Origin of the sequence: Roseateles sp. NT4 (assembly GCF_051857475.1) — a bacterium.
In the GTDB taxonomy this organism is placed as follows: Bacteria; Pseudomonadota; Gammaproteobacteria; order Burkholderiales; family Burkholderiaceae_C; genus Pelomonas.
In genome coordinates, this window is the sequence record NZ_JBPZGZ010000002.1 from 830,190 (window position 1) to 851,476 (window position 21,287).

A 21,287-nucleotide genomic window follows, 5' to 3' on the forward strand; every position below is an offset into this window, starting at 1 on the left:
ACGCCACCCCGAGCGCGTTGCCGTTCCGCCCAAGGGCATGACCGAGCGCCGCCAGCGCCAGCCGCTGCAGCGCATGAAGCCGCTGCCGCAGCGTCCCAGCCAGCCCCTGCCCTCGCCGAACGACTGGAGCTTCGAGCTCATCGACGAGTACCACACCGTCATCAAGAACACGGCCGAGCGCTTCGGCCTGGACACCTATGCCAATCAGCTCGAGGTCATCACCGCCGAGCAGATGATGGATGCCTATGCCTCGGTCGGCATGCCGGTCAACTACCGGCATTGGAGCTACGGCAAGGAGTTCATCAGCACCGAGCGCAACTACAAGCGCGGCCAGATGGGCCTGGCCTACGAGATCGTCATCAATTCCGACCCCTGCATCGCCTATCTGATGGAGGAGAACACGCTGGCCATGCAGGCCCTCGTGATCGCCCACGCCTGCTACGGCCACAACAGCTTCTTCAAGGGCAACTACCTGTTCCGCATGTGGACGGATGCCTCGTCCATCATCGACTACCTCGTCTATGCCAAGAACTACGTGGCCGAATGCGAGGAGCGCTACGGCCTGGATGCCGTCGAGACCCTGCTGGACAGCTGCCACGCGCTGATGAACCACGGCGTCGACCGCTACCGCCGCCCCGCCAAGCTGTCCCTGGCCGAGGAGCGTGCCCGCCTCAAGGACCGCGAGCAGCATGCGCAGTCGCAGATCAACGACCTGTGGCGCACCCTGCCCAAGAAGCCCGACCGCCCGGACGAGGCCGCCGAGAGCCGCCGCTTCCCCGATGAACCGCAGGAGAACCTGCTCTACTTCATCGAGAAGAACGCGCCCCTGCTCGACCCCTGGCAGCGCGAGGTCGTGCGCATCGTGCGCAAGATCGCCCAGTACTTCTATCCGCAGCGCCAGACCCAGGTCATGAACGAGGGCTGGGCCACCTTCTGGCATCACAGGCTGCTGAACCAGATGTACGACGATGGCTATCTGTCCGACGGCATGATGATCGAGTGGCTCAAGTCCCACACCAACGTCGTCTACCAGCACCCGGGCGCCAACCTGAACCCGTATGCGCTGGGCTTCGCGATGTACACCGACATCAAGCGCATCTGCGAGAACCCGACCGACGAAGACCGCGACTGGTTCCCCGACATCGCCGGCAGCGAATGGCTGCCCACGCTCGACCACGCGATGCGCAACTTCAAGGACGAGAGCTTCATCGGCCAATACCTGAGCCCGAAGATCATGCGCGACTTCCGCCTCTTCTCCATCCTCGACGATGAGGCCAAGAGCGAGTACGAGATCTCGGCCATCCACGACGAAGGCGGCTACCGCCATCTGCGCCAGGCGCTTTCGCGCCAGTACGACCTGTCCACCCGCGAGCCCAACATCCAGGTCTGGAACGTCAACCTGCGCGGCGACCGGTCGCTGACGCTGCGCCACGTGCAGCACCTCAACCGCCCGCTCCACGACAGCGCCCAGGAGGTGCTCAAGCATGTGGGCCGCCTGTGGGGCTTTGGCGTGCAGCTCGAAAGCGTCAACCAGCGCGGCGACGTGACCAAGCGCTGGAGCGTGCCGCCCCAGGCGGGTTGATACTCGCCCCCATGCTTCGCTCCCTGCTGCTCACGTCCGCCCTGCTCGCCAGTACGGCGCTGCCAGTCCACGCTGCCGGCCTGACGGAACGCCAGGCCTGCCTCAAGCTGATCGCCACCGCGCGGGCCCTGCACCTGGCCGGCCCCAACAAGCGTGGCGACTACCGGTGCAGACGCCATGCCGTCGACACCGATCTCGTCTTCACGCTGCGCTTCGACGGCCCGGGCGAGCCCAAGGACGCGAGTCATCTGCTCGGCTATTACGCCATCGACAAGGCCACGCGCGAGGTCTACGAGTGGGATCTCACCACCCAGCAGCGCGGCGCGCCGCTGACGCCGCCCAAAGGCAAACGCTAGCCCGCGGCCCCGTAGGTCCTGATCTCGATCAGGTGATTGTTGGGGTCGTTGAAATAGAGCGTCGGCCCTGCGCCGCGCGCGCCAACCTCGCTGCCGGGCCCGGTGTTGCTGCCCACCGCATCGAAGGTCGGCCCAAAGCCCAGTCCCTGAGCCTTGATGCGCGCAAAGATCGCGTCGAACTCGGCCGGCGTCACCGCGAAGGCATAGTGCTCCATGCCCGACGTGCCCCAGGGCGCCAGCTGCAGCTGGCAGTCCGGCCCCGCCTTGATGACGGTGAAGGGTCCGTCGCGGCCGACGTCGCTGAAGCCCATCACGTCCACATAGAAGCGGACGCTGGCGGCCAGGTCATTGACCTTGAGGATCAGGTGGTCGAGCGTGGCCATGGCATCCCTCCGTTGGCGATACGCCGCGCAAACAGCACCGCCGACACCAGCAACAGCGTCAGCCCCGTCGTCGCCTCGGCCCAGATCGTCAGATTGGCCATCAGCGTGTGTTCGGAGCACAGGCCCAGGCGGTAGTGCAGCAGGCCGTCCAGGCCCAGGGCGCCATAGACGCCAAGGGCCAGCAGGCCCAGCGAGCGCAGGCCCAACCGGGTCAGCACCCAGGCCAGCAAACCGACGCCGCAGACAGCGAACCAGAACAGCCAGACCTTCTCCGGCGTCAGCCAGGCCGGCATGCCGGGATAGAAGGCGATGTACTGGGCGTTGTGGCTGAAGTGGGCCAGGCTGGCGGCGAAATAGGTCGCCGTCAGTGGCAGCAGGATCGGTGTTTTCAGAGTTCGCATGTCGTACTCACGGGCTCACGTCACCAGCTGGGACGAATGCTGAAGCCGCTTCTGTCGTCGTCATCATCGCGGCCCAGCAAGCCGACGGCGCTCAGGATCAGCAGTGCGCCACCCACCAGCTGGAAGAGCCGCCAATACTTGCTGTACTCGAAGGTCTCGCCATCGCGCTCGATCTGCACGCAACGCTTGAACAGCTTGGTGGCCTTCACTTCCACGCTGTCGCCGTCCTTCAGCGTCGTGTAGGTGGCGTAGCCCACATCACAGCTCGACAAGGCGCCCCCGACGAAATGCAGGGTGTAGCTGGTGTCGCTCCTGCCGCTCGACCGCGTGTCATTGGAAGTGCTGCTGGTGTGCCGGTCCACGTGCAGCTGGTGCATGCGCATCGGCAAGCCCGCATCGACCACCAGCACCAAGCCGAAGCAGAACAGCAGGCATCGGAAGAGGAATGTCAACAAGGGGAGGATCTATTCCAAAACAAGTTGGACCCGGCCGTCGGGCCCTATCTGTCGAAGCAAGTGGGCATGGGAACGGCTCAGGCAGTGAGGGCTGAGCTTCAGGAAATCACCCTTGCTCCTCGGATGCTCGGCGTAGGCCACGACGTCACTGCCCTTCACGAAGACCAGCAGATGGATACCGTCGTTGGTGCCGATCGAGCTTTTGCTGGCGGCATCCCACTTGAAGCCAAGGATCTGTTCTGCCCGTTCGTTGGACGTGTAGGGCTGCAACACGCAGACCTTCTGCCAGTCGGCAGGTCCCAGCAGGGCCATATCGATAGCAGCGGCGCCCGAGTCGACCAGCGCCGACAGCCGGTCGCTGATGCCTGGATCGGCCCGCGTACATGCCGTCAACAGCAGCGCAGAAGCGACGAGGGCCGCAGCGTTTCTCATGGCTCGCGGCACTAGGCCTCGGTCCGGCCGGAAGACCCGGCGCGCGCGAACTTTTCCCTGACGAGTTGGAGATGCTCCTTGGCCACGAACCACTCGGTGTATCCGCAGTCGCCGCAGACCCGGTTCTCGTACTTAGGCCCATGCAGGGCGCCCACCGGCAGCAGGCTTCCCGTCGTGCCGCCGGCCTGGACGGTGAAGGAAAACAGGTCCTGGCCGCCACAGTGCCGACAGGGTTGGAGAGAGGGCATGCGCTGGTCTCGCGTGGGTGACTGATGCGAGATGACTATGCCAACAAAACGCCCGCCGAAGCGGTCTTGGCCTAGCAACCGGGAATAGGCACATCGCCCATCAAGCCCTCGACCAGGACGAGGCGCCCCGGCGGCGTGGGTTTGAGCTCGCGCGAATCGCCGACACGCTTCAGCCAGCCCTTGTCCACCATGGCCTCCAGCCACGCCACCGCCAGTGGCCCGGCGAAATGGTCGCGGCGTTCGGACCAGTCCACGCAGTCGTAGAGGACACGGCCTTTGGGCAATTCGCCCTCGGGCATCAACTCCTTCAGCGCGTCACGACCCGCCTCGCTGAGGTCATAGCGTCCGTCTGCCGCCGCGGTGACCCAGCCCTTGGCCAGCAGAGCCTCGCGCCACTGCACGCCCAGCTCGCCGGCCAGGTGGCCATAGCAGCTGCGCGCATGCCGCAGGCCGCGCATCTCGGGCTTCTGCCAGCGCTTGAGGTCGGCCGCCGGCTCGTCGATGCCGTCGCGGCGGTCGGCGACGCGCAGCAGGGCTTCCAGCGCATGGGCCACATCACCATCGGCCAGGCCGAAATAGCGATGACGCCCCTGCGGCCGCACGCGGGCCAGGCCCTCGTCGACCAGCAGCTTCAAGTGCGCCGACATCGTGGCCGCGCCAACGCCCGCATGCGTGGCCAGCTCGCCCGCCGTGTGCAGGCGGCCGTCGAGCAGGCGGGCCAGGGTGCGCGCCCGCGTCGGGTCGGCAATGGCCGCCGCGATGCGCGCCAGACGCGGCTCAGCACTCATCGCGGCACCTGCTCGCGCTCGTTGAGCCCGTAGTCGCGCACGACATGCGCCACCCGCAGCCGGTAGTCCTGGAACAAGCCGCCGCGGCCGGCCGCCTGGGCCTGGCGATGCCTCTCCATCTCGCGCCAGCCACGCACGGCTTCTTCATCGCGCCAGAAGGACAGCGACAGCAGCTTGTCCGGGTTGGTCAGGCTCTGGAAGCGCTCCACCGAGATGAAGCCGTCCATCCGCTCCAGCAGCGGCTTCAAGGCGGCCGCATGGTCGAGATAGGCGGGCCGGCCCTCGGCCGTGGGTTCGACTTCGAAGATGACGGCGATCATGGGCGCACATCCTCACAGAAAGTGCGCTCCTCGCGCAGGATGAAGCGCTGGCGTCGCGCGAACTCGAAGTTGGCCCGCGCTTCGGGGTCGGCCTTCAGCCGCGTGCGGTAGTCCTCGTAGGCCGCCAGCGAGTCGAAGCCGACCAGGCCCCAGGCTTCGTAGTTCGTGCCCTCGTGGGGCAGCCAGTAGCCGAGCAGGCGGCCACCCAGGCGGGGAATGATGTGGCCCCAGGCCTGGGCGTATTCGCGGAAGGCCTCGCGCTGGACCGGGTCGAGTTCGTAGCGGATGAAGCAGGTGATGGGCATGGTGGGCTCGCTGGGCGTTGAAGGAATGCACCCAGTGTGTGGCGACCGCGCCCCTCGATGCTTCGCTGCGCAACGAAGCGTCGCGCGATGATGGCGCTGCCACCCAGGACCACAATGAAGCCTCTACGTCGCGCCCTTCTCCTCTTGCTGCTGGCAAGCCTGGCCATGACCGCGCGGGCCCAAACCCCGCAGCCCGCCCTCGAACTCGTCGTGCTCGGCTCCGGCGGCCCCGGCGCCACCGGCCGGGCCGGCTCCAGCCATGTGGTGCTGGTGGACGGCGTGCCGCGTATCCTGGTGGACGCCGGGCCGGGCTCTTTCGCACGACTGGGTGAGGCCAAGCTGGCGTTGAACAAGCTGGACCTCATCCTGCTGACCCATCTGCACGCCGACCATGCCGGCGAGCTGCCCGGCCTCGTCAAGGCGCGCGCGGTGTCGTCGGGCCGCCCCATCACGCTGAAGATCTTCGGCCCGGCCGCTCAGCGCGCGCGCCAGCGCGACGATGCCGATTTCCCGTCCACGCGCCGCTTTGTCGAGCTGCTGTTCGGCAGGCAGGGCGCCTTCGGCTATCTGCGCGACTTCTCGGCGCCGCTGACTTTCCAGGTCACCGACATCGCCGCCAGCACGAAGCAGCCCCGCGTGCTGCTGAACGAGGACGGCCTGCGCGTCACGGCCATTGCCGGCCACCACCGCGACGCGCCGGCCGTCATCTACCGCGTAGACCACGGTGGCAAGAGCCTCACCTTCAGCGGCGACATCGACCCGGCCGGCCATGCCGCGCTGCGCCGCCTTGCCGCCGACACCAGCCTGCTCGTCGTCAACAGCGTGGTGCTCGACCCGCCCGATTCGCCGCCCGTGCTCTACACCCTGCACACCGCGCCGACGCAGACCGGCGAGATCGCCGCCGATGTGCGCGCCGGCCAGCTGCTGCTCGCCCACCTGTCGCCGGCAGTCGACGGCCGGCGTGATGCGGTTCAGGCCGCCATCCGCCAGCACTACGCCGGCCCCATGACCTGGGCAGAAGACGGGCTGCACCTCGTGCCCTGACCGGGCCCTTGCAACCAACTGTGTCGGCACCCACGGCAGCCCGGCCCACGGCTATCCTCAGCGCCCCATGCCCCCCGAGCGACACCCCGTTCCCGATCCCGCGCCGTCTCGCGGGGCGGACTGGCTGCTCGGCCCCGAAGGCCAGGGCCGCGGCGCGGTCAAGCTGACGCTGCTGGCGCTGGCGGTCTATGGCTTGTTCGCACTGAACGTGGCTGTGCAAGTGAACCTCGGCCTGATGGAGGCCGGCCCCGGCGCCTGGGTCAGCGGCCTGAGCCTGGCGGGCATCACGGGCTTCTATCTGCTGGTGCGCACCGGCCTGAGCCGCCACCTGGGCAGCGACGCTTCGCTGACCCTGCCGCAGTCGGTCTTCGGCGTGCTGATCACGGCCTGGGGCTATGCCATCGACCCGCCGCTGCGCGGCGCCATCATCGCCATCATGCTGCTCAACCTGGTATGGGGCATGTTCGTGCTGAGCCAGCGCCAGGCCTTCGGGCTCTACCTGTTCGGCCTCATGTCACTGGGCGCCGCCATGGCCTATGGCGCGTCGACCGACCCGGTGCGCTTCCCGCCCGCCGTCGAGGCTCTGCACTTCAGCTTTGCGGCCATCCTGATGACGGCGGTGTCGGTGCTGTCGGTCAACATGGCGCGGCTGCGCGCCAAGCTGGGCGCGCGCACGACCGAGCTGCGCGCGGCCCTGGAGCGCATCCAGTACCTGGCCCATCACGACGAGCTGACGCGCATCAGCAACCGCCGCCACTTGAGCGAGCGCCTGGCCGCCGAGCAGCTCAACCAGCGCCAGAGCGGCCAGACCATGAGCCTGGTGCTGATCGACATCGACCACTTCAAGATGGTCAACGACCGCCACGGGCACGCGGTCGGCGATGCCGTGCTGCGTCATTTCGCGGCGGCCCTGCAGGCGGCCCTGCGCAGCACCGATTTCGCCGGCCGCTGGGGTGGCGAGGAGTTCCTGGTCGTCACGCCGCAGGCCAGCGCGGCAACGGCGGCAAGCCTGGTCGAGCGCCTGCGCGACACCCTGGCCTCGACCTCCTTCGACAGCCTGGTGCCGGGCCTGCACATCACCTTTTCGGCCGGCGTGGCCGAGTGCGCGCCGGGCGAGGATCTGCACCTCGCCATCGAACGCGCCGACCGGGCGCTTTACCAGGCCAAGCAAACCGGGCGCGACCGCACGGTCAGCCAGTTCGCTCCGCTGGTCTGAATTTGCGGGCCGAGCGCCGGGCCGCTCCCTAGCCGGGCCCGCCTTTGGCGATGTGCTTGCGGCTCGATGCCGCAAGCATCGCCGTCCCCTCGGGGGACCGACCGGACACGCCCGCGTTCAGCGGCGCGGGCCCGGGCGAGGGGCTCACAAGGGCGCGACCGGGATGCACAGTTCGCAATCGAACACCCCGGTCTTGAAGTCGAACTTCGAGGCTGGTCCATAGTGCTCGAAGCAGGGCCGCGCATCCAGCTGCAGCCCGCTGCTGGGCAGCCACTGACCCATCATGGCCGCCCAGGCGGCACCGATTTCCGCGGCCGTGCCAACAAAGTCCAGGGCCGCATAGCGGCCGCCGGGCAGCTCGGTGACGAGGGCGCCGCCATTGGGCACCCAGCTGTCGGGCACGGCCACGCCGGCGTCGTAGCGGCATTGCTCGGGCGGCACCAGGCTGGGGTCGTCGTGGCCGATGCCGAAGCGGGCCACGGGGCCGAGGTTCTGCGTGGCCAGCCAGGGGTTGAAGGTCTCGGCCCAGAAGCGGCCGAGTTCGGGGCCATAGGCGCCCTGGTAGCGCAGATAGCCCATGCGCACGGGTTGGCGGTCGATGAGGCGGACATTCACGATGGTTTCTCCTTCGTCGTCGTGACGGTTGCGGGAGAAGCCATGCTCGTCGGCGCGCCACGCGCCGCCCTGATCCAGATTGCTGTCGGCCTGATCGATATTGCGCCACTGCGTCGGTGAATGGCCGAAGCGGGTCTTGAAGGCACGGGCGAAGGCCTCGGCCGAGCCATAGCCCACGCCCAGGGCAATGCTGAGCACCGTCGACTCGGGCTGGCCGCGCAAGCGCTGGGCGGCCTTTTCCATGCGGCGGCGCGCCAGGTAGTCGCCCAGGGTCTCGCCCATCCAGGCGAGGAAGAGGCGGTGGAAGTGATAGGGCGAGAAGTGGGCGACTGCGGCCAGGGCCTCGAGGTCGAGGGGCTGGTCCAGATGCCGGTCGATATGGGCCTGCACGCGATGCATGCGCTCTACGTACTGGCGGCGGCTGGCATTGGGCGCGTTCATGCCCAGGCCTTCGCCAACGCGCGCATCACGTCGGCGTGCACCGCGTTGAGCTCATCAGCCGACGCTTTGGAGTTCGACTGGAAGGCCACGACGACCCAGGGCGAGCGGCCGCCCGGCGGGAAGACCAGGGCCACGTCGTTGGCGGCGCCGCGCGAGCCGCTGCCGGTCTTGTCGATGACGCGCCAGCCTTCGGGTGCACCGGCGCGCAGCCGCTTCAGTCCGGTCCGCGAGGCCTGCAGATCGGCCCACAAACGCGCCTGGTTGGCACGCTTCAGGCCGGAGCCGAGCAGCAGATGCTGCAGCGTCCTGGCAAAAGCGCGCGGCGTGCTCGTGTCGCGCTCGTCGCCCGGCGCGTTCTCGTTGAGTTCGGTCTCGAAACGGTCCAGGCGCGTGACCGTGTCGCCCTGCTGGCGCAGCCAGGCCGTCAGGCCGGCGGGTGCGTCGCAGCAGCGGCGCAGCAGCACATTGGCGCAGGGGTTGTCGCTCTCGACGACGATGCCCTGGACCAGCTCGGCCAGCGTCGCCTGGCCCCGTGGCAGGTAGCGGTCAAAGGCCGGCGAGTGCGGCACGCGATCGCTCTCGCGCAACGGCACAGCGTCATTCCAGCCCCAGCGGCCGGCCTCCACGCCCTGGGCCACGCGGGCGGCGAGCAGGATCTTGAAGGTCGACGCGATGGCGAAGCGCTCGTCGGCACGATGGCCCATCACGCGGCCGCTGCCGGTATCGACGGCGAAGAAGCCGAGGCGTCCCTGTACCCGGCGCTCCAGTGCGGCGAAATCCACGACCGCTGCGGGTCTCGCGAAAGCGGGCAGGGCAGCCAGCACGGCCGCTTGGAAAACCAGAGTACGACGCTTCATGCGGCGCATTCTCGCGGGCACTGGCACCAGCCCGGTGCAAGGGGCACCGACCGCGCCCGTCCGAAAACTGACGGGTCCGTCAGACTTGCGCAACAACGTCGCCATGACGCCAGCGTTTCGCATGCTGCATCCGCACAATCGCCGCCGGCCCAGCTTTCGGGCCGCCAAATTTGGAGTTGTTGCCCGATGTACGCCCCCCGTCTCAGCCTCCTGGCCCTCGCCCTCGGCGCCGCCCTGCCGGCCCTGGCCCAGGAAGCCCCCAAGGACCGCAGCCAGCTCGAAACCGTCGTCATCACGGCCGAGCGTCGCGCCGAGAACATCCAGGACGTGCCCAACGCCGTCAGCAAGATCAGCGGCGAGAAGCTCGATGTGCTGGCCTCCGGCGGCCAGGACCTGCGCTTCCTGTCGGGCCGCGTGCCCAGCCTGAACATCGAGTCCAGCTTCGGCCGCGCCTTCCCGCGCTTTTACCTGCGCGGCTACGGCAACACCGACTTCCGCCTCAACGCCTCGCAGCCGGTCAGCGTCATCGTCGACGACGTGGTCCAGGAGAACCCCATCCTGAAGGGCTTCCCCATCTTCGACACCGCTGCCGTCGAAGTGGTCGCCGGCCCGCAGGGCACGCTGTTCGGCCGCAACACGCCGGCCGGCGTCGTCAAGTTCGACTCGGTCAAGCCCAGCCACAAGCAGGACGGCTATGCCAGCGTGACCGTCGGCAACTACGGCACCGTCAACCTCGAGGGTGCGGCCAACCTGCCGCTGTCCGGTGACTGGGCCGCCCGCATCTCCGCGCAGAGCCAACGCCGCGCCAACTGGGTCGACAACACCGCCCCCGGCGCCGTCACGCCCAAGACCGAGGGCTACCGCGACACCGCCGTGCGCGCCCAGGTGCTGTTCGAGCCGCACAAGGAATTCAGCGCCCTGGCCAACCTGCATGTGCGCGACCTCGACGGCAGCCCGCGCCTCTTCCGCGCCAATGCCATCAAGCGCGGCACCAACGACTTGGCCGACGGCTTCGAGGCCGACAAGGTCGCCTTCAACGGCGTCAACGATCAGACCCTGAAGCAGTACGGCGGCAGCCTGCGCCTGAAGTGGTCGCTGCCCGGCATCAACATCTACTCGATCACCGGCGGCGAGCATGTGAAGCCCCTGTCGCGCGGCGACATCGACGGCGGCGTGCCCGGCCAGGCCGGCGTGCCCTTCCAGTCCGAAACCGGCAGCGGCATGAACGGCCACCGCCAGCTGACCCAGGAAGTGCGCCTGGAGTCCAACACCAGCGGCCCGCTGAGCTGGCAGACCGGCGTCTACCTCTTCAACGAGCGGTACACGATCGACAACATCACCTACAACACGACGACCCACGCCGACGTCGACCACATCTACACGTCACAGACCAACAAGGCCGGCGCCGTGTTCGGCTCCATCAACTACGCCGTCAGCCCCGAGCTGAAGCTGCGCGCCGGCCTGCGCTACACCAAGGACAAGAAGGACCTGTCCAGCACCCACGCCGGCACGGGCCTGTTCAACACGTCCACCGGCACCAGCGCCAGCACCGACGACGGCAAGTGGAGCGGCGACCTGTCGGCCACCTGGAAGCTGGACAGCACGACCAACCTCTACGCCCGCTACGCCAACGGCTTCCGTGCCTCGTCGATGCAGAACGCTTCGGCCTTCGCCGGCCAGTCGCAGGCCGGCCCGGAGAACGTCAACTCCTACGAAGTGGGCTTCAAGAGCGAACTGCTCAAGCGCACGCTGCGCCTGTCGGGCTCGCTGTTCACCTACACCGTCAAGGACCTGCAGTTGACGGCCGTGGGCGGCAGCAACAACGCCACCCGCCTGCTCAACGCCAAGAAGGCCAGCGGCAACGGCGCCGAGCTGAACCTGGAAGCCCTGATCACGCCGGACGTGCTGGTGACCTTCGGCGGCTCGCTGAACAACACCAAGATCAAGGACGCCGGCCTGGGCGTGCCGCCGGGCGGCTCGCTGAAGGTGGGCACCGGCTTCCCGACGGTGCTGGACCCCATCGTCAATGGCAACGCCATGATCGACGGCAACCCGCTGCCCAATGCGCCCAAGTGGACCTACAACCTGACGGCGCGCTGGAGCATCCCGCTGCCCAGCGGTGACGAGGTCTATGTCTACACCGACTGGGCCTACCGCTCCAAGGTCAACTTCTTCCTGTACGAGGCGACCGAGTTCACCGGCAAGGCCCTCACGGAAGGCGGCCTGCGCGCGGGCTATGTCTGGGGCAATGGCAAGTACGAGGCTGCCGGCTTCGTGCGCAACATCACCAACCAGGTCCGCGTCACCGGCGCCATCGACTTCAACAACCTGACGGGCTTCATCAACGACCCGCGCACCTACGGCGTGCAGTTCAAGGCGATGTTCTGAGGCTTATCTGCCGCCATGCAAAGGCCGCCTTCGGGCGGCCTTTTTCATGCGCCACGTGCCCGCAACCGCATCGCCAAGCCCACCGGCCCCATGGACAGCTGCAGATGCTCGCGTGGCGCCTGGCCATCGGGCGTGTCGACGCTGACGATGTCGAAATGGCGCAGCAGGGCCGCCATGGCCAGCTTGATCTCCATAAGCGCCAGATAGCGCCCCGGGCAGATGCGCGGCCCGGCGCCGAAGGGCATGGACAGGCGCTTGGCCGCGCCGGCCTGCCTGGCGTCCTCCAGCCAGCGATCGGGGTCGAAGGTCTTGGCATGGTCGAGGTGGCGCTCGCTCGTCGGATCGCGGCGCATCACGCCCATGACGATCATGCCGGCCCGCAGCTGCACGTCGCCCACCTGCGTGTCGCGGATGGCCTGCAGAGTGTTGATGGGCGCGACCGGCCGCAACCGCATGGTCTCGTGGGCACAGGCGTCCAGATAGTCCAGCTCGCCCAGTTGCTCCAGCGAGGGCAGGGCGGCGTCGCCGCAGGCCCGGTCGACCTCCTCGCGCGCCCGGGCCATCACGTCGGGGTGGCTCCACAGCAGCCAGACCATCCAGGCCAGGGTGTTGGCCGTGGTGTCCTCGCCGGCCAGCAGCATGGTCAGCACATTGCCGGCCACCTGCTCGTCGTCGATGCCACTGCCCGGTTCATCGGCGGCCACGATCATGGCCTCGAGCAGATTGGTGGGCTCTTCGCGCAGCGCGGGGTTGGCGGCCATGCGGGCTCGTGCCTTGGCGATGAAGCCCTGCACCGCCGCCTGCACTTCGGCCACGCTGCGCGTCAATGCGCGGTCTTCGGCCGAGGGCCACCAGCGCCAGGTCGGCAGCAGCTTGAAGATGCGCGCGAACAGCATCGGGAAGATGCGGTTCAGGTGCTGCTGGATGATGTCCTCATCGGACTCCAGCGTGTTGACGTCCTCGCCAAAGGCCAGGCCGGCCACGGCATCCACCGTGAAGCGCATCAGGTCGGCCTGCAGCTCGATGCGACGACCGTCGCTCGCGGCCCGTTGCCAGCGCCCGATGAGGCGCTCGGCCACGCGCTGCAGAAAGGGGTGGTAGCGCTTCACGTGCACCGGATCGAAGCCGGCCATGACCATGCGGCGCTGGCGCTTCCAGACCTCGCCATTGGAGATGAACAGGCCGCTGCTCATGCCCATCTCGGCACTGATGTCCTGCAGCCGGTTGCTGCGCTGGAATCCGTCCGGGCGGTCGCGCAGCACGGTGCTGATCAGCGCGTGGTCGCCGACGACGACGATGCGCCGCTTGCCCAGCGTCAGCTTGAAGATGGGGCCGAACTCCTCGCACCAGGCCTCGACCTGCTGGTGCACCCGCGTCGAGTCCATCTGCAGCAGATTGCCGAACACCGGCACGCCGCGCGGGCCGGGCAGGTCGGCGAACTGGCGCAGCGCGCCAGCGGGAGGGGCGGCGAGGGTGTCCATCGGGGCAGTTTAGGAGGGCGCCCCGGGCACCCATGCCCTCTGGATTGTGGAGATCGCCTCAGTAAGCTGTCGCCATGCCCTTCATGCCCCACCGTCATTTCGCTGCCCTGTCCCTCACTTTCGCGTTGGCCCTGCCGGCCCTGGCCGCCAAGCCCGGTGAGGTGCTGCCGCCCGACGCCCTCGCCACCGCCACCCCGCTCACGGCCAGCGGCCACCAGGGCTGGCGGCCCGGGCGTGAACTGCGCTTCGGCGACTACGCCACCCGCGACCTGAAGTCGCGCGGCCAGACCCGGACCACCGCCTGCCCCAACGGCTGCTCCAAGACCGAACTGGGCGTGTACAGGAGCCGCTTCGAAGAGGCTTTCAGCACCTCCAAGCACCAACTGCGCTACACGCTGGTGGCTGCCGCCGGCGAAGAGGTCGATGTGCAGCTCACCAGCCAGCTCGACCAGCAGCGCCGCGACTGGATGGTGCGCTGGTTCGGCCTGCCCAAGGACTTCGGCGTCGAGATCAGTCGCCAGATCAGCGTCATCGGCACCGTCCAACCCACGGGCGAAGAGCAGGCCGGCTGGCGCTTCGCCTTCTTCGACGACGAGCGTGGCGCCCTGCTGCAGGGCTGGGCCGAGGACGACACCGGCCGGCACCTGAAGCTCACACCGCTGCAACGTCTGGCCGACCGGCATGGCGACGGCGCCATCACGCTGAACGGCGTCGCGCTGGGCTATGCCTTCGAGCTGGACGGCAAGGTCGTGGCCGCGGTCGCCACCATGGGTGCCGGCACCGTGTGGTTCAGCCCCGAACTCACGGCCGAACAGCGGCTGCCGATGGCAGGCCTGGCTTCGGCCTTGCTGCTGCGCAAGACCTTCTGAGGCCGCCCGGCCCGCGTCAGGACGGCATGCGAGTGACGTGACTGACCACGAGGGTCCAGCGTCCATCCACCCGCACCAGCGTGTCCGTGAAGCGGACGTCGACGGCGAAGGGCTTGCCGCCGGAGCGGCCCTTCAATGACGTGATGCCCTGGACGACTGCGGTATCTCCATACACGCGCGCCGTCATGCCATGGTTCTCGAAACGTTCGTACTGCGGGTCACCGTCCCGCACCTCCTGGATGGCCTGCGCCCGGCTTTGAACTTCGGCGGTCGTGCTGACGAGGGTGAACTCCGGTGCCAGCAGCCGCTCCAGCGCCGCAAGATCACGCAAGCGGAACGCGTCACATGCGGCCTGCGTGGCTGCCATCGCTTCCTGCTCCTGCGTCGATGCGCCCAGGGCAGGTCCCATGGCAAGCACCAGCAAGGTGGCGCTGACGAAACCGCGAATGCGAACGGGGATCATGCGGGGCGACCTCCTCGATCAGGCAACGAAGATCTTGCCGGGGTTCAGGATGCCCAGCGGATCCAGCGCCTGCTTCACCGCCCGCATCAGCGCCACTGCCTCCTCGCCCGTCTCATCGAGCAGGAAGCCCTGCTTGTGCAGGCCGATGCCATGCTCGCCGGTGCAGGTGCCTTCCAGTGCAATCGCCCGCGCCACCATCTGCGCGCTCAGCCTCTCGGCCGTCGCCAGCTCCTCGGGCAGTGCCGGGTCCAGCAGATAGGCCATATGGAAATTGCCGTCGCCGACATGGCCGACGATGAAATAGGGCAGGCCGGCGGCCTCGACTTCGGCAATGCTGGCGTTGATGTTCTCGGCCAGGCGCGAGATGGGCACGCAGGTGTCCGTCGTCACCGCCCGGCAGCCGGGGCGCATCTGCAGGCCCGACAGATAGGCGTGGTGGCGCGCCGTCCACAGCCGCGTGCGGGCCTCGGGCGTCGTCGCCCACTCGAAGGCCTCGCCGCCATGGTCGGCCGCCACGTCCTGCACGGTGGCCGCCTGCTCGGCCACGCCGGCCTCGCTGCCGTGGAATTCCATCAGCAGCATCGGCGCTTCCTTGAGCCCCAGCTTGTCGTGGGCGTTGACGGCCTTGATGGCGTTGGCGTCCAGCAGCTCGCAGCGTGCGATGGGCACGCCGATCTGGATGATCTGCATGGCCGTGCGCACGGCCGCGTCGATGCTGGGGAAGAAGCAGACCGCGGCCGACACGGCCTCGGGCAGGGGGTGTACCTTGACCGTCAGCTCGGTGATGACGCCCAGGGTCCCTTCGCTGCCGATGACCAGCCGCGTCAGGTCATAGCCGGCGCTGCTCTTCCTGGCGCGTGAGCCGCTGCGCACGACCTCGCCACAGGCATTGACGAAGCGCAGGCCCAGCACGTTCTCGCGCATGGTGCCGTAGCGCACGGCGTTCGTGCCGCTGGCCCGCGTGGCCGCCATGCCGCCGAGCGACGCATCGGCACCGGGATCGATGGGGAAGAACAGGCCTTCGTGCTTCAAAGCTTCGTTGAGAGCCTTGCGCGTGACGCCAGGCTGCACGGTCACCGTCAGGTCCTCGGCATCGATGCGCAGGATGGCATTCATGCGCGACACGTCCAGGCTGATGCCGCCCTTGATCGCCAGAAGATGGCCTTCCAGCGACGAGCCGGCGCCATAGGGAATGACCGGCACACGATGCTGGGCGCACAACGCCACGACCCGCGCCACCTCGGCCTCGCTCTCGGCAAAGACGACGGCCTGGGGCGGCGGTACGTCGAAGACCGATTCATCGCGGCCATGCTGTTCGCGCACCGCCAAAGCCGTCGAGCAGCGCTCGGCGAACTCGGCCCTGAGGGCGTCCAGCAAGGCAGCCGGCAGCGGCGGGGTGGCGAAGGATTCGGGCGCGTTCATGACAGGCAACTCCGGAAGGCGAGCAAGGATTGTGTTGCAGTGAACCCGCCGTGGTGACAGCATGGGCACACAGCGAACCCGGGAGACCTGCATGGACCCCACCCTGACCTTGCTGCTGCTCATCGCCGCCGTCGTCCTGATCACCTTGGCCGCCGTGCGTTTCGATCTGCTGGCCGCGCGCTGGCGCGAGGTCTTCCGCGACCCACCGCCGCCCCATGACGCGCCGCCCGCGCCGCGCTGGTCGCCGGCCACGGGCTTCCAGCCTCACGAAGCACCGGTGCACAAGCCCGCCTTCCACCGCAGCGGCAGACGGCACTGAGAACGAGATTCAGGCAGGATGCGGGTCCGACCACAGACCCGCATCCGCCATCATGGGCAACCGACTCTCTCAGATCGCCACCCGCACCGGCGACGACGGCACCACCGGCCTCTCGGACGGTAGCCGCGTACCCAAGACCCATCTGAGGGTCGAGGCCATGGGCGACGTCGACGAGCTGAACTCCAATCTCGGCCTGCTGCTGGCCGAGCCCCTGCCCGACGACATCCGCGACCTGCTCGTCACCATCCAGCACGAGCTCTTCAACCTCGGCGGTGAACTGTCATGGCCGGGTGGCGAACTGCTGAAGGACGCGGCGGTGCTGCGCCTGGACGAGGCCCTGAAGCATTACAACGAGCATCTGCCGCGGCTGAAGGAATTCATCCTGCCAGCCGGCACGCGCAGCGCGGCCATCGCCCATGTCTGCCGCACCATCGCCCGCCGCGCCGAACGTGCCGTCATCCTGGTCGCCGCCAGTGAGACCGTGCGCGCCGCGCCGCGCCAGTATCTGAACCGCCTGTCCGACCTGCTCTTCGTGCTGGCCCGCGTGCTGAACCGCGCCAACCTCGACGGCCTGGGCGGCGACGATGTCTATTGGCAGAGTGAGCGCATGAAAAGGCTCGACGCCGCAGAAAACTGAAACGAGGAGGCCCCATGAAGATCACCGGTCAATGCCATTGCGGCACCGTGCGATTCACGGCAGAAGCGGACCCTGCCCGGGTCTTTGCCTGCCACTGCGCCGACTGCCAGATCATTTCGGGCGGGCCTTTCCGGGCCGTGGTGCCGGTTCCTGTCGAGCAGGTCGAACTGCAGGGCACGCCCAAGAGCTATGTGAAGGTGGCCGCCAGCGGCAACCGCCGCGCCCAAGCCTTCTGCGCGGAGTGCGGCACCCAGCTTTTCGCCACCGAGGCCGACCAGCCCAAGACGCTGAACATCCGCCTGGGCTGCGTCAACGAACGGGCTCAACTGAAGCCCGTGGTGCAGGTCTGGAAGAGTTCAGCCATGCCCTGGCTGCACGATCTGGACAGCGTGCCGGCCCACGGCAAGGGCCGCGACAGCGCCCTCGTCTAGCCCTTGCGGCGGCCCCAGACCTTGTAGGCCAGCCAGGCCCAGCGCAGGCCGCGCCACAGCTTGCCGCGGCGGTCACGGCCGGCTCCGGCAAACAACGCGGCAGCACCGCTGGCCGTGGCCAGCACCACGGGACTGGCCAGCAGATCGCGCCATGCCAGGATGCGCACCACCCAGCCGTCGGCGCGCTTGCCGATGTCGTCGACCGACAGGGCCGCCTGGCCGCGCATCACCTCGGAAGCCAGCAGCAGATTGGCCTTGCGCTGGGCGCGCAGGGCCGGGTCGTCGGGGATGCGGGGAATCATGGCCCGGCCTGGCGGCGCAGCGCGTCGGCATCCGCGCGCAACTCACCAATGCTGGACTGGAACAGGCTGGCCGGCTGGTCGATCAACTTCTTGACCTTGGCGACGGCGACAACCGCAGCCGCAATCAGCACGACGGTACTGACGCCGAGCGCCAGCAGCCGGTAGCTGTCCCAGAGCATCACGGTGATCAGCACCAGGCCCATCAACAGGCCGAAGCCCGCCAGCAAGGCAGCCAGCACCGCCCACAGCAGCAGGCTGGCGATGCGCTCCTTCTCCTCCTGCGCCTCGATGGCGAACAGCTCGAGCCGGATGCGGCCGAGCGTCAGCAGCGAGACCCCGAGCCGCCGCAGCGGCGCGGAGACGGGTTCCTTGGCGTCGCTCAAGTCGTGCTCAACGGCGGCCGATCAGCACGCCAAGAGCGAGGCCGACGGCTGCCGCAGCGCCGATGGCCTGCCAGGGGTTGGCGTGCACATAGTCGTCGGTCGCCGTGGCTGCATCCTTGGCGCGCTGGATGGCTTCATGCTGGGCATCCAGCAACTTTTCCTTGGCGCCGGACAAGCGGTCCTGGATGCGGGCGCGCAAGGCCTTGACCTCGCCATCCGCCTTGTTTGTCGTGGCGGTCATCAGCGCATCGATGTCGTCCATCACGGCACGGAAATCGGTGGCCAGTTTTTCCTTCGCCTGGGTTGCGTCACTCATTGTTGGCTCCTGGTCGGGGGGATCAAACACGTTGGAAGCCTAACGCGATTGACCGGGGCCTGACACGCACCACCACGAATGAAGCGGGCTTGTCCTACAAGGCCGCGGCCGCCTGTTTCAGGCGCGCTGCAAAGGCCTCTCGCAGGGCCGTCGGCGCGACCACTTCGACCTGGCCGGCGTGGCGCAGCAGGTCCATCAGCAGCTCGGTATCGTCGACATAGGGCAGGCGCAGGCACCAGCGACCATCGGGCAGGAATTCGCTCTGCTGGGCCGGGTGCCATTCCTCGCGCGACACCCAGGCGGCCGTACCGGCACTGAACACCAGCTCGGCCTCGCGCGGTATGCCGCCGGCGAAGATGCCATAGCCCTGGTCCAGCTCAGCTTCCAGTTCGGACAGTGGCACGGGCTTGGCAGCCGTCTCCAGCAGCGTCGCCGTCTCGATGCCATCAAGGGCAAAGCGGCGGTAGGCATCGCTGGCATGACACCAGGCGTCCAGATACCAGGCATAGCGGTGGTGGACGAGGCGCTGCGGCGAGATTTCGCGCTCGCCAGCTACGGCATCGCGCTTCTTGCGATAGCGGATGGCCAGGCGCCTGCGCTTGACGACGGCACTGCCCACGGTCTCGAAGCTGTCGCTGGCCACGCGCCGGCGCGCCGTACCGATGAGCTTGACGCGGCGCCTGAGCTCGTCGGCCTCGGCCGCATCCACGCCCAGCATGCCGGTGATCTTGTCGAACATGGGCTGCAGATGGCGGCCGACCACGCCCTGCTCGTCCAGGCCGGCCAGCATCTGCTGCATGGTCAGCAGGGCGTGCAACTCGGCCTCGTTGAACCAGACCCCCGGCAGCTCATGCTTGCCGCCGCGCCACTGCTGGCCGAAGCGGTAGCCGTTCTCGCCGGCGTCGTACTCGATGGGCGCGTCCATGCGCTCACGCAGATAGGCCAGGTCGCGCTTCAGCGTCGCCGGCGACACCTCCAGGGCCTCGATCAGCGTCGCAAAGGACACGCAGCCCCTGGAGCGGATCAGCTGCTCGATCTTGTAGAAGCGTTCGGTGCGGTCCATGCCGGACAGACTCCTGAAAATATTTACAGTGTTTTCCAGGTGGATCATCTCATGAGCCAGCTGGCTCACAAACTGCTCCCAAGGCCCGCGATTCAACGGCGTGCCTCTCAATCAGGAGTCAGTCATGCAAGCCGTCATCAACACCCAGATCGCCGCCCGTCCCGCCCTGGTCCAGTTCGACCTGGACATGGACGACGCCCCGGCCGCCATCAGCGCCCACGAGCGCACCGGCCTGGCTCTGGGCCGCGACTACGCCCTGCATGGCGTCACGCCGCCCATCGCCCACCTCTACCCGCAGTCGCCGCTGCAACGCGGCTGGCTGTCCGCACGCGGCCGCCCGGTGCGCCAGCCCGCCAGCCCTCAGGTCGAGCGCTGGCTGTCCCTGCGCACCCATGCCTGGGCACGGGGCCGCAGCTTCGAGGACATCCAGCTGACGCCCCACCACCTGGCCCAGCTCGACACCCAGCATTGCCCCATCACCCGCGAGCTGCTGGACGATGAGGCCTACAGCATCGACCGCGTCCGCGACGACGCCGGCTATGCCGCTGGCAACCTGGCCGTCATGAGCCGCCGCGCCAACCAGGCCAAGGGCCAGCGCGGCCACCAGGCGCTGACCGAGATGGCCACCAGCTGCGCCGCGGGTCCCATCAGCCGCATCGGCGGCCTGGCCGAAGCCGAGTGGGAGCGTCTGTCGGTGCTGGCCAGCTTCGTGACGCCGCTGAGCCATGAGCAGGCCGCCCAGATCCCGCTGCGCGTGCTGCCGCCGAACCGCCTGCGCCTGTTCAACCCCATCCAGGCCCTGCAGGCCCTGGTGACACGCCAGCTCGCCACGCCGGGCTGGAGCGCCCGCCTGAGCCGCCTCGAGGCCCTGCTGCCGACCGATATCCTGCGCACCGACTTCAACCGCTTCCTGCTGGCCCTGGCGCCGCGCGTGCTGGCCGCTGCCGAACTGCAGGAGCCGCACCAGATCCGCTGGGCGCTGGAAGACGCCTGGGCCTTGCCCCTGGTGCAAAAGCGCTGGACCCGCTTCGCGTTGCAGCTGACGGCTGCGCAGGCCGAGAACCTGGTCGAACGCGCGGCCGCCAAGAAGCTCAGCCCCGTGCACATCCAGCGCCACGACGACGCGACCGACGGCTGGGCCCTGGCTTCAAGGGGTTACGCCGCCTGACGCCGACTTCTCAAGACAAAAGCGCCCCGAGGGGCGCTTTCTCTTCGCCCGGACGGGCGGAATTCAGACCAGGGAGCGGTGCAGGCGGATTTCTTCGACGCGGGCGCCGCCGACTTCCGTCGTGCGGGCGCTGCCGAGCTCGCGCTTGAAGCCGGCCAGCTCGAAGAAGCGCAGGGCGCGCTCGTTGCGCAGATAGCACCACAGCGTGGCTTTGGTGCAGCCTTCTTCCTGCAGGCCGTCGCGCGTGGCATCCCACAGCGCCAGGCCCACACCCTTGTCCCAGTGGACCGGGTCGGCAAACAGGGCCCAGACCTCGCCGGTCGTGGCCGGCGTGCCCTTGTCGCGCGAACGATCGAAGCCGGCGAAGCCCATGATCTTGTTGTCGAGGTGGGCCACGATGACTTGCGGCTCGCAGAGGTCGATGGCTTCACGCCAGAAGGCCTGGCGCTTCTGCACCGACATCGCATCCAGCGCGGCGGCAGGCAGCAGGGCCTTGTAGGCGTCTTGACTGGCAGCGACGTGGATCTCGGCGATGGCCTTGGCATCGCGCAGAGTGGCGGGGCGAACCTGGATCACGGACATGGAACTTGAAATAGCACGGG

28 protein-coding genes are annotated in these 21,287 nt (G+C 68.2%); 10 read left to right on the plus strand and 18 right to left on the minus strand.

Annotated elements, in window-relative coordinates; genetic code table 11:
- Positions 1-37: 37 nt before the first annotated feature.
- The gene (locus ACS5PN_RS13485) at positions 38-1,582 is read left to right on the plus strand and encodes a SpoVR family protein (protein WP_439465567.1); all 1,545 of its coding nucleotides are present in this window, start codon (positions 38-40) and stop codon (positions 1,580-1,582) included.
- Between the two features lie 11 nt (positions 1,583-1,593).
- On the plus strand, positions 1,594-1,938 hold the full coding sequence (locus tag ACS5PN_RS13490) for a hypothetical protein (protein WP_439464475.1): 345 nt from the start codon (positions 1,594-1,596) through the stop codon (positions 1,936-1,938).
- Here the strand turns inward: ACS5PN_RS13490 and ACS5PN_RS13495 are convergent.
- From ACS5PN_RS13495 to ACS5PN_RS13530, 8 genes are all read right to left on the minus strand, one after another.
- Positions 1,935-2,321 (minus strand): VOC family protein, encoded by a 387-nt coding sequence (locus ACS5PN_RS13495; protein ID WP_439464476.1) that lies wholly within the window; start codon positions 2,319-2,321, stop codon positions 1,935-1,937. The genes ACS5PN_RS13490 and ACS5PN_RS13495 overlap by 4 nt on opposite strands.
- Positions 2,300-2,722 carry a hypothetical protein gene (locus ACS5PN_RS13500; RefSeq protein ID WP_439464477.1) on the minus strand — a complete coding sequence of 141 codons (423 nt, stop codon included), beginning with the start codon at positions 2,720-2,722 and terminating at the stop codon, positions 2,300-2,302. The genes ACS5PN_RS13495 and ACS5PN_RS13500 overlap by 22 nt, the downstream gene beginning before the upstream one ends.
- Before the next feature lie 20 nt (positions 2,723-2,742).
- Positions 2,743-3,177, minus strand: coding sequence for a hypothetical protein (locus ACS5PN_RS13505; RefSeq protein WP_439464478.1), 435 nt, complete (start codon positions 3,175-3,177; stop codon positions 2,743-2,745).
- A gap of 9 nt (positions 3,178-3,186) precedes the next feature.
- A complete protein-coding gene (locus ACS5PN_RS13510) occupies positions 3,187-3,609 on the minus strand; it encodes a hypothetical protein (RefSeq protein WP_439464479.1) in 423 nt (140 codons plus the stop codon).
- Between the two features lie 11 nt (positions 3,610-3,620).
- Entirely contained in the window at positions 3,621-3,857 is a 237-nt protein-coding gene (locus ACS5PN_RS13515; protein ID WP_439464480.1) for a hypothetical protein, read from the minus strand.
- A 71-nt stretch (positions 3,858-3,928) separates the two neighbouring features.
- Positions 3,929-4,645 (minus strand): ArsR/SmtB family transcription factor, encoded by a 717-nt coding sequence (locus tag ACS5PN_RS13520; protein ID WP_439464481.1) that lies wholly within the window; start codon positions 4,643-4,645, stop codon positions 3,929-3,931.
- The gene (locus tag ACS5PN_RS13525; protein ID WP_439464482.1) at positions 4,642-4,965 is read right to left on the minus strand and encodes an antibiotic biosynthesis monooxygenase family protein; all 324 of its coding nucleotides are present in this window, start codon (positions 4,963-4,965) and stop codon (positions 4,642-4,644) included. Before ACS5PN_RS13525 ends, ACS5PN_RS13520 begins: the two co-directional genes overlap by 4 nt.
- Positions 4,962-5,270 carry an NIPSNAP family protein gene (locus tag ACS5PN_RS13530; protein ID WP_439464483.1) on the minus strand — a complete coding sequence of 103 codons (309 nt, stop codon included), beginning with the start codon at positions 5,268-5,270 and terminating at the stop codon, positions 4,962-4,964. The genes ACS5PN_RS13525 and ACS5PN_RS13530 overlap by 4 nt, the downstream gene beginning before the upstream one ends.
- A 114-nt stretch (positions 5,271-5,384) precedes the next feature.
- Here ACS5PN_RS13530 and ACS5PN_RS13535 point away from each other — a divergent pair, with 114 nt between their 5' ends.
- Positions 5,385-6,314: an MBL fold metallo-hydrolase gene (locus ACS5PN_RS13535; protein ID WP_439464484.1), complete on the plus strand. Its 930-nt coding sequence runs from the start codon at positions 5,385-5,387 to the stop codon at positions 6,312-6,314.
- 67 nt (positions 6,315-6,381) lie between these two features.
- On the plus strand, positions 6,382-7,530 hold the full coding sequence (locus tag ACS5PN_RS13540) for a GGDEF domain-containing protein (RefSeq protein WP_439464485.1): 1,149 nt from the start codon (positions 6,382-6,384) through the stop codon (positions 7,528-7,530).
- Positions 7,531-7,674: 144 nt separating this feature from the next.
- On the opposite strand, the gene ACS5PN_RS13545 is transcribed toward ACS5PN_RS13540, so the two are convergent.
- On the minus strand, positions 7,675-8,586 hold the full coding sequence (locus ACS5PN_RS13545; RefSeq protein ID WP_439464486.1) for an AraC family transcriptional regulator: 912 nt from the start codon (positions 8,584-8,586) through the stop codon (positions 7,675-7,677).
- On the minus strand, positions 8,583-9,443 hold the full coding sequence (gene bla / locus ACS5PN_RS13550; RefSeq protein ID WP_439464487.1) for a class A beta-lactamase: 861 nt from the start codon (positions 9,441-9,443) through the stop codon (positions 8,583-8,585). The genes ACS5PN_RS13545 and bla overlap by 4 nt, the downstream gene beginning before the upstream one ends.
- Positions 9,444-9,629: 186 nt before the next feature.
- Between bla and ACS5PN_RS13555 the strand changes: the two genes are divergently transcribed.
- Positions 9,630-11,831 carry a TonB-dependent receptor gene (locus ACS5PN_RS13555; RefSeq protein ID WP_439464488.1) on the plus strand — a complete coding sequence of 734 codons (2,202 nt, stop codon included), beginning with the start codon at positions 9,630-9,632 and terminating at the stop codon, positions 11,829-11,831.
- A 44-nt stretch (positions 11,832-11,875) separates the two neighbouring features.
- Here the strand turns inward: ACS5PN_RS13555 and ACS5PN_RS13560 are convergent, their stop codons facing one another.
- Positions 11,876-13,312: a cytochrome P450 gene (locus ACS5PN_RS13560; RefSeq protein ID WP_439464489.1), complete on the minus strand. Its 1,437-nt coding sequence runs from the start codon at positions 13,310-13,312 to the stop codon at positions 11,876-11,878.
- Positions 13,313-13,386: 74 nt separating this feature from the next.
- Here ACS5PN_RS13560 and ACS5PN_RS13565 point away from each other — a divergent pair, with 74 nt between their 5' ends.
- On the plus strand, positions 13,387-14,181 hold the full coding sequence (locus ACS5PN_RS13565; protein ID WP_439464490.1) for a hypothetical protein: 795 nt from the start codon (positions 13,387-13,389) through the stop codon (positions 14,179-14,181).
- 16 nt (positions 14,182-14,197) lie between these two features.
- On the opposite strand, the gene ACS5PN_RS13570 is transcribed toward ACS5PN_RS13565, so the two are convergent.
- Both ACS5PN_RS13570 and ACS5PN_RS13575 read right to left on the minus strand, forming a co-directional pair.
- Positions 14,198-14,644, minus strand: a complete 447-nt coding sequence (locus ACS5PN_RS13570) for a nuclear transport factor 2 family protein (RefSeq protein ID WP_439464491.1) — start codon at positions 14,642-14,644, stop codon at positions 14,198-14,200.
- 18 nt (positions 14,645-14,662) lie between these two features.
- Positions 14,663-16,066, minus strand: a complete 1,404-nt coding sequence (locus ACS5PN_RS13575; protein WP_439464492.1) for an FAD-binding oxidoreductase — start codon at positions 16,064-16,066, stop codon at positions 14,663-14,665.
- A 91-nt stretch (positions 16,067-16,157) separates the two neighbouring features.
- Here ACS5PN_RS13575 and ACS5PN_RS13580 point away from each other — a divergent pair, with 91 nt between their 5' ends.
- Genes ACS5PN_RS13580 through ACS5PN_RS13590 form a run of 3 tightly spaced genes read left to right on the plus strand, consistent with a single transcriptional unit; the run spans position 16,158 to position 17,453 of the window.
- Positions 16,158-16,385, plus strand: coding sequence for a hypothetical protein (locus ACS5PN_RS13580; RefSeq protein WP_439464493.1), 228 nt, complete (start codon positions 16,158-16,160; stop codon positions 16,383-16,385).
- A gap of 52 nt (positions 16,386-16,437) precedes the next feature.
- Positions 16,438-17,022 carry a cob(I)yrinic acid a,c-diamide adenosyltransferase gene (locus ACS5PN_RS13585; protein ID WP_439464494.1) on the plus strand — a complete coding sequence of 195 codons (585 nt, stop codon included), beginning with the start codon at positions 16,438-16,440 and terminating at the stop codon, positions 17,020-17,022.
- A 14-nt stretch (positions 17,023-17,036) separates the two neighbouring features.
- Complete coding sequence (locus ACS5PN_RS13590; protein ID WP_439464495.1) at positions 17,037-17,453, plus strand: GFA family protein; 417 nt, start codon at positions 17,037-17,039, stop codon at positions 17,451-17,453.
- On the opposite strand, the gene ACS5PN_RS13595 is transcribed toward ACS5PN_RS13590, so the two are convergent.
- The 4 genes from ACS5PN_RS13595 to ACS5PN_RS13610 form a co-directional block, all read right to left on the minus strand.
- Positions 17,450-17,755 (minus strand): hypothetical protein, encoded by a 306-nt coding sequence (locus ACS5PN_RS13595; protein ID WP_439464496.1) that lies wholly within the window; start codon positions 17,753-17,755, stop codon positions 17,450-17,452. The genes ACS5PN_RS13590 and ACS5PN_RS13595 overlap by 4 nt on opposite strands.
- Positions 17,752-18,138 carry a phage holin family protein gene (locus ACS5PN_RS13600; protein WP_439464497.1) on the minus strand — a complete coding sequence of 129 codons (387 nt, stop codon included), beginning with the start codon at positions 18,136-18,138 and terminating at the stop codon, positions 17,752-17,754. Before ACS5PN_RS13600 ends, ACS5PN_RS13595 begins: the two co-directional genes overlap by 4 nt.
- Positions 18,139-18,145: 7 nt before the next feature.
- Complete coding sequence (locus tag ACS5PN_RS13605; protein ID WP_439464498.1) at positions 18,146-18,454, minus strand: DUF883 family protein; 309 nt, start codon at positions 18,452-18,454, stop codon at positions 18,146-18,148.
- Between the two features lie 94 nt (positions 18,455-18,548).
- On the minus strand, positions 18,549-19,517 hold the full coding sequence (locus tag ACS5PN_RS13610; protein ID WP_439464499.1) for a helix-turn-helix transcriptional regulator: 969 nt from the start codon (positions 19,515-19,517) through the stop codon (positions 18,549-18,551).
- Between the two features lie 124 nt (positions 19,518-19,641).
- On the opposite strand from ACS5PN_RS13610, the gene ACS5PN_RS13615 reads away from it, so the two are divergent.
- The gene (locus ACS5PN_RS13615; RefSeq protein WP_439464500.1) at positions 19,642-20,685 is read left to right on the plus strand and encodes a hypothetical protein; all 1,044 of its coding nucleotides are present in this window, start codon (positions 19,642-19,644) and stop codon (positions 20,683-20,685) included.
- 63 nt (positions 20,686-20,748) lie between these two features.
- On the opposite strand, the gene ACS5PN_RS13620 is transcribed toward ACS5PN_RS13615, so the two are convergent.
- Entirely contained in the window at positions 20,749-21,267 is a 519-nt protein-coding gene (locus ACS5PN_RS13620; RefSeq protein ID WP_439464501.1) for a GNAT family N-acetyltransferase, read from the minus strand.
- Positions 21,268-21,287 lie beyond the last annotated feature (20 nt).

What these genes read in the sequence shown, in the direction of transcription:
- ACS5PN_RS13485 (WP_439465567.1), top strand. Translation starts at nt 38, where the DNA reads ATGACCGAGCGCCGCCAGCGCCAGCCGCTGCAGCGCATGAAGCCGCTG.
- ACS5PN_RS13490 (WP_439464475.1), top strand. Translation starts at nt 1,594, where the DNA reads ATGCTTCGCTCCCTGCTGCTCACGTCCGCCCTGCTCGCCAGTACGGCG.
- ACS5PN_RS13495 (WP_439464476.1), bottom strand. Translation starts at nt 2,321, where the DNA reads ATGGCCACGCTCGACCACCTGATCCTCAAGGTCAATGACCTGGCCGCC.
- ACS5PN_RS13500 (WP_439464477.1), bottom strand. Translation starts at nt 2,722, where the DNA reads ATGCGAACTCTGAAAACACCGATCCTGCTGCCACTGACGGCGACCTAT.
- ACS5PN_RS13510 (WP_439464479.1), bottom strand. Translation starts at nt 3,609, where the DNA reads ATGAGAAACGCTGCGGCCCTCGTCGCTTCTGCGCTGCTGTTGACGGCA.
- ACS5PN_RS13515 (WP_439464480.1), bottom strand. Translation starts at nt 3,857, where the DNA reads ATGCCCTCTCTCCAACCCTGTCGGCACTGTGGCGGCCAGGACCTGTTT.
- ACS5PN_RS13520 (WP_439464481.1), bottom strand. Translation starts at nt 4,645, where the DNA reads ATGAGTGCTGAGCCGCGTCTGGCGCGCATCGCGGCGGCCATTGCCGAC.
- ACS5PN_RS13525 (WP_439464482.1), bottom strand. Translation starts at nt 4,965, where the DNA reads ATGATCGCCGTCATCTTCGAAGTCGAACCCACGGCCGAGGGCCGGCCC.
- ACS5PN_RS13530 (WP_439464483.1), bottom strand. Translation starts at nt 5,270, where the DNA reads ATGCCCATCACCTGCTTCATCCGCTACGAACTCGACCCGGTCCAGCGC.
- ACS5PN_RS13535 (WP_439464484.1), top strand. Translation starts at nt 5,385, where the DNA reads ATGAAGCCTCTACGTCGCGCCCTTCTCCTCTTGCTGCTGGCAAGCCTG.
- ACS5PN_RS13540 (WP_439464485.1), top strand. Translation starts at nt 6,382, where the DNA reads ATGCCCCCCGAGCGACACCCCGTTCCCGATCCCGCGCCGTCTCGCGGG.
- ACS5PN_RS13545 (WP_439464486.1), bottom strand. Translation starts at nt 8,586, where the DNA reads ATGAACGCGCCCAATGCCAGCCGCCGCCAGTACGTAGAGCGCATGCAT.
- bla (WP_439464487.1), bottom strand. Translation starts at nt 9,443, where the DNA reads ATGAAGCGTCGTACTCTGGTTTTCCAAGCGGCCGTGCTGGCTGCCCTG.
- ACS5PN_RS13555 (WP_439464488.1), top strand. Translation starts at nt 9,630, where the DNA reads ATGTACGCCCCCCGTCTCAGCCTCCTGGCCCTCGCCCTCGGCGCCGCC.
- ACS5PN_RS13560 (WP_439464489.1), bottom strand. Translation starts at nt 13,312, where the DNA reads ATGGACACCCTCGCCGCCCCTCCCGCTGGCGCGCTGCGCCAGTTCGCC.
- ACS5PN_RS13565 (WP_439464490.1), top strand. Translation starts at nt 13,387, where the DNA reads ATGCCCTTCATGCCCCACCGTCATTTCGCTGCCCTGTCCCTCACTTTC.
- ACS5PN_RS13570 (WP_439464491.1), bottom strand. Translation starts at nt 14,644, where the DNA reads ATGATCCCCGTTCGCATTCGCGGTTTCGTCAGCGCCACCTTGCTGGTG.
- ACS5PN_RS13575 (WP_439464492.1), bottom strand. Translation starts at nt 16,066, where the DNA reads ATGAACGCGCCCGAATCCTTCGCCACCCCGCCGCTGCCGGCTGCCTTG.
- ACS5PN_RS13580 (WP_439464493.1), top strand. Translation starts at nt 16,158, where the DNA reads ATGGACCCCACCCTGACCTTGCTGCTGCTCATCGCCGCCGTCGTCCTG.
- ACS5PN_RS13585 (WP_439464494.1), top strand. Translation starts at nt 16,438, where the DNA reads ATGGGCAACCGACTCTCTCAGATCGCCACCCGCACCGGCGACGACGGC.
- ACS5PN_RS13590 (WP_439464495.1), top strand. Translation starts at nt 17,037, where the DNA reads ATGAAGATCACCGGTCAATGCCATTGCGGCACCGTGCGATTCACGGCA.
- ACS5PN_RS13595 (WP_439464496.1), bottom strand. Translation starts at nt 17,755, where the DNA reads ATGATTCCCCGCATCCCCGACGACCCGGCCCTGCGCGCCCAGCGCAAG.
- ACS5PN_RS13605 (WP_439464498.1), bottom strand. Translation starts at nt 18,454, where the DNA reads ATGAGTGACGCAACCCAGGCGAAGGAAAAACTGGCCACCGATTTCCGT.
- ACS5PN_RS13610 (WP_439464499.1), bottom strand. Translation starts at nt 19,517, where the DNA reads ATGGACCGCACCGAACGCTTCTACAAGATCGAGCAGCTGATCCGCTCC.
- ACS5PN_RS13615 (WP_439464500.1), top strand. Translation starts at nt 19,642, where the DNA reads ATGCAAGCCGTCATCAACACCCAGATCGCCGCCCGTCCCGCCCTGGTC.
- ACS5PN_RS13620 (WP_439464501.1), bottom strand. Translation starts at nt 21,267, where the DNA reads ATGTCCGTGATCCAGGTTCGCCCCGCCACTCTGCGCGATGCCAAGGCC.